Consider the following 7,354-nt stretch of genomic DNA (forward strand, 5'->3'; position numbering starts at 1 on the left):
AGCAGCGCGAGGATCAGCACCGCGAGCGCGAGCCCCAGCGCGACGATCACCAGCCCGCGCGATGGCCCGCGCGCGGGATCGGCGATCTCCTGCACGTGGTGCTGCGGACGCTGGACGGCACCGGGAGCGTTCATCTCCTCGCGGATGTCGCGCCCGACCGCGACCTGATCGAGCCCGACCGCGCGCGCGTACGCCTTGGCGAACCCCACCGCGTAGGTCGACGAGGGCAGCTCCTCCAGCCGGCCGGTCTCGATCGCCTCCAGGAAACGCTGCGTGACGCGCGTGCGCACCGCCACCTCGGGCAGCGACAGCCCTTCCGCCTCGCGCGCGGTGCGTAGCCGCTGGCCGACCGAGGCCGGTTTCGCGCTCGCCATCTCGCCCGTGTCGCTGTCGCTCATCTCATTCTCCGGCGCGCAAGCGGTGCCCCGATCCGCTCACTACAGGTGTTCGTCTTTCAAAGCCGGTGGTGAGTGTCAACCGAGCCGATGCCCGACCGACCGCACGATCACGCCAGTTCGACGCCTTGCTCGCCCGCCCACGCCGCCAGTGCCGCGCGCAGGTCGCGCGTCGGGTTGGCGAGCAGCTCGGCGACGCGCGCCTGGAGCGCGCCGTGATCGAGCGAGCGGATCATCGCCTTGATCGGACCCACCGCGGCGGGCGTGATCGACAGCCGGTCGATGCCGAGCCCGATCAGCGCCATCGCCTCCAGCGGGCGCCCGCCCATCTCGCCGCACACCGCCACCGGCACGCCCGCCGCGCGCGCCTGATCCGACACGAGCTGGACGAAGCGCAGGATCGAGGTCGACAGCCAGTCGTAGCGCTCGGCGAGCTTGGGATTGGCGCGGTCGGCGGCGAACAGGAATTGCGTCAGGTCGTTGGTGCCGATCGACAGGAACTGCACCTTGGGGAGCAGCAGGTCGAGCTGATAGGCCAGGCTCGGCACCTCCAGCATCGCGCCGTAGCGGATTTCGCTCGGCAGCCGCCGCCCGCGCGAGGCGATCCAGTCGCGCTGCGCCTCGAACAGCGCCTTGGCCTCGTCGAACTCCCACGCCTCGCTCACCATCGGGAACATGACGTTGAGCGTCCGCCCCGCCGCCGCCTCCAGGAGCGCGCGCGCCTGCGCCTTCATCAACCCGTCGCGCTCCAGCGCGAGGCGCAGCGCGCGCCAGCCCATTGCCGGATTCTCCTCCTCGCCCGCGTCCGAGACGAGGTAGGGCAGCGCCTTGTCGCCGCCGATGTCGACGGTGCGGAACACTACCGGCCGGTCGCCCGCCGCGTCCAGCACCTCGCGGTAGAGTCGCTGCTGGCGCTCGCGCTGCGGCAAGGTGGCGGAGACGAGGAACTGGAACTCGGTGCGGAACAGCCCGATCCCGTCCGCGCCCGTCACGTCGAGCGCGGCGACGTCGTCGCGCAGCCCGGCGTTGACCATCACGGTCACGCGGCGCCCGTCGCGCGTCTCGGGCGCCAGGTCGCGCAGCGCGGCATAGGCCGCCTTGCGCTTCTGCCGAAGCAGCAGCTTGGCGTCGAACGCTTCCTCCATCGGCAGCGTCGGGCGCACCAGCACCGATCCTTCGGTCACGTCGAGCAGCAGCAGGTCGCCTTCCGCGATCGTGCGGCGCACGTCGCGCACGCGCCCCAGCACCGGCACCCCCATCGCGCGCGCGACGATGGTGACGTGCGCGGTCAGCGATCCTTCCTCCAGGATCACGCCCTTCAACCGCCGGCGGTCGTACTCGAGCAGCTCGGCCGGACCCAGGTTGCGCGCGATCAGGATCGTGTCCTGCCTGAGCCCCAGTTGCGCAGCGGTCCCCATCTGCCCCGACACGATCCGCAGCAGCCGGTTGGACAGATCCTCCAGATCGTGCATCCGATCCTGCAGCAGCGGATCGTCGATCTGGCGCATCCGCTGGCGCGTGCGCTGCTGCACCCGCTCGATCGCGGCCTCGGCGGTCAGCCCGCTGTCGATCGCCTCGTTGATCCGCCTGGCCCAGCCCTCGTCGTAGGCGAACATCTTGTAGGTGGCGATCACCTCCTGATGCTCGTCGCCGACGCCGAACTCGGCCTCGCGCGCGATGCGGTCGATCTGCTCGCGCATCTTGTCGAACGCGGCGTAGACGCGGTGGCGCTCGGCCTCGGTATCCTCCGCCACGGTGTGCTCGATCGTGACGCGCGGCTGGTGGAACACCGCGCACCCCGCCGCCATGCCGTCGACCAGCTTCTGACCCGAAATCCGCACGGTGGCGGTCGACTGCACCCGGTCCTTGGGCCCGCCCTGGTCGATCAGCCCGGCATTGGCGATCAGCTCCGACAACACCATCGCGACCGTCTGCAACGCCTCGATCTCGATGTCGGCGTAGCGGCGCGGGTCGGCGTGCTGCACCGCGAGCACTCCGACCGAGCGCTCGCGCCGGACGATCGGAACGCCTGCGAAGCTGTGGTAGCGGTCCTCGCCCGTCTCGGGCTTGTAGGCGAAATCGGGGTGGCTCGCCGCCTCGTCGAGGTTGAGGATCTCGTTCTGCTCGGCGATCGTGCCGACCAGCCCCTCGCCCATCGCCAGCTTGGTGACGTGCACCGCCTCGGGCGCGAGGCCGCGCGTCGCGAACAGCTCCAGCACGCCCTCGCGCAGCAGGTAGATCGAGCAGACCTCGCTATCCAGCGCCTCGCCGATGATCTCGACCACCTGGTTGAGCTTCGCCTGCGCCTGCGACCGCGCCGCCATCACGTCGTGCAGGCGGGTCAGGATTTCACGGGCGGAGGCGGCGGCGGAGACGGGCATGGCGCGAGGCTAACAGAGGTGAGCCGAGGGTGCCACGCAACATATCGTTGGCGGCACCATCGGGATTACTGCGTGTCGGCCTTGCCCGCGCGGTCAGGCTTGGGTTCGTGCTTGGGCTTCGACTTGTGGCCGGCCTTCGCCTTCGCCTTGAGCTTCTTGCCCTTCTTCGGCTTGTTTCGCTCCTCGAGCAGGAACACGCCGGCCGCGAGCGCCAGCGCCGCCGCGCCGATCCCGATCGCCGCGCCGATCGCGAGCGAGCGCTGGTGATCCTGCTTGTCTGGGGTGCGCGCGACCGGGCGGTTGGTCGGCGCGGGTGCCGGGTGCGGCGGCTCATGGATCGGATAGGGCGACTGGTTGTCCTTGGGCACGGGCGGCGTGTGCGAATGCGACATGGTGATCCTTCGGGTAACAGATGCGCTCAACGCAGCGGCAACCCGTCTGCTCCGTCGCCCTTGCCGCGAAGTGGAACGGCGCAGTGGAGGAAGTGGAGGTTCACGCGCATGTTTCCACTTTGCGTGCTGACAGGCGATGAGCGGTGGATGGGACGGGTGCGATCATGCCAACACAGTGGCGCGAGCCGTGATTGTAGGACAGCGCAGCAGGCACGTTCCGAGCGCTGCAACCTTGGTTCGTTTATGTCCGGTTCTGGGTGGAAAGCGGACATTCGTGGGTCGTCAGGGCGAATAGCCAAGTATGGATGCTAAAAGGTTGATGGCGATCATAAGCAAGACAGCCAATCCTATGGCATAGACGATAACGCTTACCCAGAAAGCCACCTGTCGGGACGATCGCACGAACGCGCCATAACGATTTTGCAGCGTTCCCGTGACCAATCCTTTTCCCAAGAACCAACCGGTCATTGCTGAGACAGCCACGTCTAAAATCAGCAGAAAGATGGCAGCGGCTGCACTCATTCTGTCAGTCTACCGCTTAGGGGCGGATGTCCGCAATTGATGGTGGGTTCAACCGGCGAAAGCGGACATTAGCCGACATTCAAGCCCCCTCACCCCGCGTCAAACAGTCCGTCCTGGCTGCCGGTCGGCGGGTTGAGGCCCAGGTGCTTCCACCCGCCCGCGTTGAGGAAGCGGCCGCGCGCAGTGCGGGCGATCAGGCCGAGCTGGATCAGGTATGGCTCGATCACCTCCTCGATCGTGTCGCGCGGCTCCGACAGGCCGGCGGCGAGCGTCTCCACCCCCACGGGGCCGCCGCGGTACACGTCGGCGATCATGTGGAGGTAGCGGCGGTCCATCGCGTCCAATCCGAGCTGGTCGACCTCCAGCCGGTTGAGCGCGCGGTCGGCGGCGTCGGCGTCGACCACCGCTGACCCAGCAACGCTCGCGAAATCGCGCACGCGGCGCAGCAGCCGCCCGGCGATGCGCGGCGTGCCGCGCGAGCGGCGCGCGACCTCGGCCGCGCCATCGGGCGCTATCCCCATGTCGAGCAGCCCGGCGGCGCGCGTCACCACGCGGGTCAACTCCTCGACCGAGTAGAATTGCAGCCGGAGCGGAATGCCGAACCGGTCGCGCAGGGGCGTCGTCAGCAGTCCCTGCCGCGTCGTCGCGCCGACAAGGGTGAAGCGCGGCAGGTCTATCCGCACGCTGCGCGCCGAGGGTCCTTCGCCGATCATCAGGTCGAGCGCGCGGTCCTCCATCGCGGGGTAGAGCACCTCCTCGACCGCGGGCTGGAGCCGGTGGATCTCGTCGATGAACAGCACGTCGCCGTCCTCAAGGTTGGTGAGCAACGCGGCGAGGTCGCCCGACTTGGCGATGACGGGGCCGGAGGTGGCGCGGAACCCCACCCCCATCTCGCGCGCGACGATCTGCGCCAGCGTCGTCTTGCCGAGCCCCGGCGGCCCGAAGAACAGCACGTGGTCGAGCGCATCGCCGCGCCCGCGCGCCGCGTCGATGAAGACGCGCAAATTCTCGCGCGCCGCCTTCTGCCCGACGAAATCGTCGAGGCTGCGCGGGCGCAGCGCCGCGTCGACGTCCTCGGGCCGCCTAGCGGGGGTGAGCAGGCGTTCGGTGTCGGTCACGTATCGGTTTCCAGTTGCGCGGCGAGCGCCGTGAGGCTGTCGGCCGCGTAGTCCCAGTCCTGCCGCTGGTCGCGGTCGGGCGCGGGGGCGCCGCCATATTCCATCGGTCGGTCGATATAGGCGGTCATCAGCCCGGCCTTCCGCGCGGCGGCGAGATCGCTGTGGTGCGCCGCGGCGAGGCAGAAGTCGCCCGGCTCCACCCCGCAGGCGGCGGCGGTGGAGAGGTACACCTCAGTCGACGGCTTGAACGCGCGCGCGTGCTCGGCGCCGAGGATCGCGTCCCACGCGAGCCCCGCGCGGCGCGAGAGCTCGATCATCAGCGCGACATTGCCGTTCGACAGCGTGACGACGGGCGCGAGCGCGCGCAGCCGCGCCAGCCCCGCGACCGCATCGGGCCAGGGATCCAGCCGATGCCACGCGTGCGCCCAGTCGGTGACGAGCGCGGGGTCGAGCGCGTCCACCTCGACGCCGTGGTGCGCGAGCAGGTCGACCAGCATCTCGCGGTGGAGCGTGTCGAGGATCACGAAGTCGCGGCGCCCCTCGCGCACCTTCGCCATCGCCGGCTGGTAGCGCGCGCGCCACGCGTCGGCGAAGCGTTCGGGGTCGAGGTCGCCGCGATCGATCCGCGCGAGGAACGCCGCGCTCTCGCGCGCGATGCTCGTGCGCCAGTCGACCATCGTGCCGAACACGTCGAAGCCGAAGGCCCTCGGTCGTTTGGGAGGGGGTCGCCTCACTTCGCCGCCTTCCTGAGCGCGAGCCGCACCAGCGCGTCGAGCGTCGCGCCGTCGCCCAGTTCCTCCTCCGCCGCGGCCACCGCCGCGCTCGCCTCGGCGGGGCGGAAGCCGAGGTTGAGCAGCGCGGAGACCGCGTCCGCGCCCGCGCCGACCGGCACCACCTGCGCCGCGGCGGCCGGGCCGATCGTGACCCCGCCGACCTTGTCCTTCAACTCGCGCACGATCCGCTCGGCGAGCTTGGGCCCGACCCCGTTGGCGCGCGCGACCGTCGCCTTGTCCTGCGCCATCACCGCGCGGCTGATGTCGTTCGGCTCCAGCGCGGAGAGGATCGCCAGCGCGACGCGCGCGCCGACCCCCTGCACGCCGGTCAGCAACCGGAACCAGTCGCGCTCCGCCGCGGTGGCGAAGCCGACCAGCCGCAGGAAATCCTCGCCGACGAGCAGGTCGGTGTGGAGCACGCACGCCTCGCCGACCGGCCCCACCGCCGCGAGCGTCCGCGCCGACGCGCCAACTAGGTATCCGACACCGCCGACGTCGATCACCGCATGGTCGACGCCGGTCGATTCGAGCCGGCCTTTCAAATGCGCGATCATCGGGTGCGAGGCCGGGGTGCAGTCATGCGGCGGAACCTAACAGGAACGCGGGGGCAGCGGGAGGGGTAATGCGCCTGCTCCGGATAACGTCGCGTCAGTTCGGATAGATCGTCACCGGGAAACGACGCGACAGGTGCGGCGACGAACGCGAGCCGGATCGAGCGACATCAAGCTGCCGCGAAGATGGACCCTGAAACGAGTTCAGGGTGACGACTATAAGAAGGTCACGCCATCACCCTTGCCCGCCGCATCATGCCTTCCTGGCTGGCGAGGTGGTGCGCGTGGGTGATCGCGACCGCGAGTGCGTCGGCGGCGTCGGGGCCGGCGAGCTTGGCGCCAGGCAGCAGGTGGCCGAGCATCGCCTGGATCTGGCGCTTCTCCGCGCCGCCGGTGCCGACCACCGCCTTCTTGACCGCGCTGGGGTGATATTCCCCGACGATCAGCCCGGAGGCGGCGGCGGCGAGCAGCACCGCGCCGCGCGCCTGGCCGAGCTTCAGCGTCGACTGCGCATTGCTGTTGCCCAGCACCTCCTCGACCGCCGAACTGTCGGGCTTCTCCGCGCGGATCACATCGATCAGCGCGGAATGGAGGTTCCACAACCGCCTGGCGAGCGGCATTGTCGTGTCGGTCTTGATCTGCCCGTTGGCGACGTGGGTCAGCCGGTTGCCCTCGGCACGGATCACGCCCCACCCCGTCGTGCCGAGCCCGGGGTCCATGCCGAGGATGATGAGGGGTCTGGTCAGCCGAGCTTCTCCATGACGGCGTCAGAGACTTCGTAATTGCCCCACACCGTCTGCACGTCGTCGTCGTCGTCGAGCGTGTCGATCAGCTTGAACAAGGTCGCGGCGTCGCCCTCGCCGACCTCGACCATCGTCTGCGGCCGCCACGCGAGCTTCGCGCTCTCGGCTTCGCCCAGCACCGGCTCCAGCGCCTTGGCGACCTCGTGCAGGTCGCCTTGCGCGGTCCAGACCTCGTGGCCTTCCTCGGTCGAGGTCACGTCCTCGGCTCCGGCCTCAAGTGCGGCCTCGAACACCTTGTCGGCGTCGCCAGCCTTCGCCGGATAGGTGATCAGGCCGACGCGGTCGAAGCCGTGGCTGACCGAACCGGCGGTGCCGAGATTGCCGCCGTTCTTCGACACCGCGGTGCGCACGTTGGTCGCGGTGCGGTTGCGATTGTCGGTCAGCGCCTCGATGATCAGCGACACGCCGCCGGGGCCGAA

The 7,354-nt window shown here is 69.8% G+C and carries 9 protein-coding genes; all 9 read right to left on the bottom strand.

All coding sequences use genetic code 11. From position 1 onward, the window contains the following. Nucleotides 1-398 (bottom strand): helix-turn-helix domain-containing protein (locus ACFDS6_RS16055; protein WP_375273111.1); only part of this gene is annotated, 398 nt, incomplete at its 3' end. A 107-nt stretch (nucleotides 399-505) separates the two neighbouring features. Further along, a complete protein-coding gene (gene ptsP / locus ACFDS6_RS16060; RefSeq protein ID WP_375273112.1) occupies nucleotides 506-2,776 on the bottom strand; it encodes a phosphoenolpyruvate--protein phosphotransferase in 2,271 nt (756 codons plus the stop codon). A gap of 65 nt (nucleotides 2,777-2,841) precedes the next feature. After that, nucleotides 2,842-3,168, bottom strand: a complete 327-nt coding sequence (locus ACFDS6_RS16065; RefSeq protein ID WP_375273113.1) for a hypothetical protein — start codon at nucleotides 3,166-3,168, stop codon at nucleotides 2,842-2,844. A 282-nt stretch (nucleotides 3,169-3,450) separates the two neighbouring features. Continuing rightward, nucleotides 3,451-3,690 (bottom strand): hypothetical protein, encoded by a 240-nt coding sequence (locus ACFDS6_RS16070; RefSeq protein WP_375273114.1) that lies wholly within the window; start codon nucleotides 3,688-3,690, stop codon nucleotides 3,451-3,453. An 89-nt stretch (nucleotides 3,691-3,779) separates the two neighbouring features. Continuing rightward, on the bottom strand, nucleotides 3,780-4,808 hold the full coding sequence (ruvB, locus tag ACFDS6_RS16075) for a Holliday junction branch migration DNA helicase RuvB (RefSeq protein WP_375273115.1): 1,029 nt from the start codon (nucleotides 4,806-4,808) through the stop codon (nucleotides 3,780-3,782). Then, nucleotides 4,805-5,542: a haloacid dehalogenase type II gene (locus tag ACFDS6_RS16080; protein ID WP_375273116.1), complete on the bottom strand. Its 738-nt coding sequence runs from the start codon at nucleotides 5,540-5,542 to the stop codon at nucleotides 4,805-4,807. The genes ruvB and ACFDS6_RS16080 overlap by 4 nt, the downstream gene beginning before the upstream one ends. Continuing rightward, nucleotides 5,539-6,135, bottom strand: coding sequence for a Holliday junction branch migration protein RuvA (gene ruvA / locus ACFDS6_RS16085; protein ID WP_375273117.1), 597 nt, complete (start codon nucleotides 6,133-6,135; stop codon nucleotides 5,539-5,541). The genes ACFDS6_RS16080 and ruvA overlap by 4 nt, the downstream gene beginning before the upstream one ends. Nucleotides 6,136-6,359: 224 nt before the next feature. Then, nucleotides 6,360-6,851 (bottom strand): crossover junction endodeoxyribonuclease RuvC, encoded by a 492-nt coding sequence (gene ruvC, locus ACFDS6_RS16090; RefSeq protein ID WP_219767012.1) that lies wholly within the window; start codon nucleotides 6,849-6,851, stop codon nucleotides 6,360-6,362. A gap of 23 nt (nucleotides 6,852-6,874) precedes the next feature. Then, nucleotides 6,875-7,354, bottom strand: a 480-nt coding sequence (locus tag ACFDS6_RS16095) for a YebC/PmpR family DNA-binding transcriptional regulator (RefSeq protein WP_375273118.1), incomplete at its 5' end; no start/stop codon positions are given.

Origin of the sequence: Sphingomonas sp. (assembly GCF_042095875.1) — a bacterium.
Lineage (GTDB): Bacteria > Pseudomonadota > Alphaproteobacteria > Sphingomonadales > Sphingomonadaceae > Sphingomonas.

Excerpts from the sequence above, each read along its gene's own strand:
- ruvA (WP_375273117.1), bottom strand. The coding sequence starts at position 6,135 with ATGATCGCGCATTTGAAAGGCCGGCTCGAATCGACCGGCGTCGACCAT.
- ptsP (WP_375273112.1), bottom strand. The coding sequence starts at position 2,776 with ATGCCCGTCTCCGCCGCCGCCTCCGCCCGTGAAATCCTGACCCGCCTG.
- ruvC (WP_219767012.1), bottom strand. The coding sequence starts at position 6,851 with ATGGACCCCGGGCTCGGCACGACGGGGTGGGGCGTGATCCGTGCCGAG.
- ACFDS6_RS16070 (WP_375273114.1), bottom strand. The coding sequence starts at position 3,690 with ATGAGTGCAGCCGCTGCCATCTTTCTGCTGATTTTAGACGTGGCTGTC.
- ACFDS6_RS16065 (WP_375273113.1), bottom strand. The coding sequence starts at position 3,168 with ATGTCGCATTCGCACACGCCGCCCGTGCCCAAGGACAACCAGTCGCCC.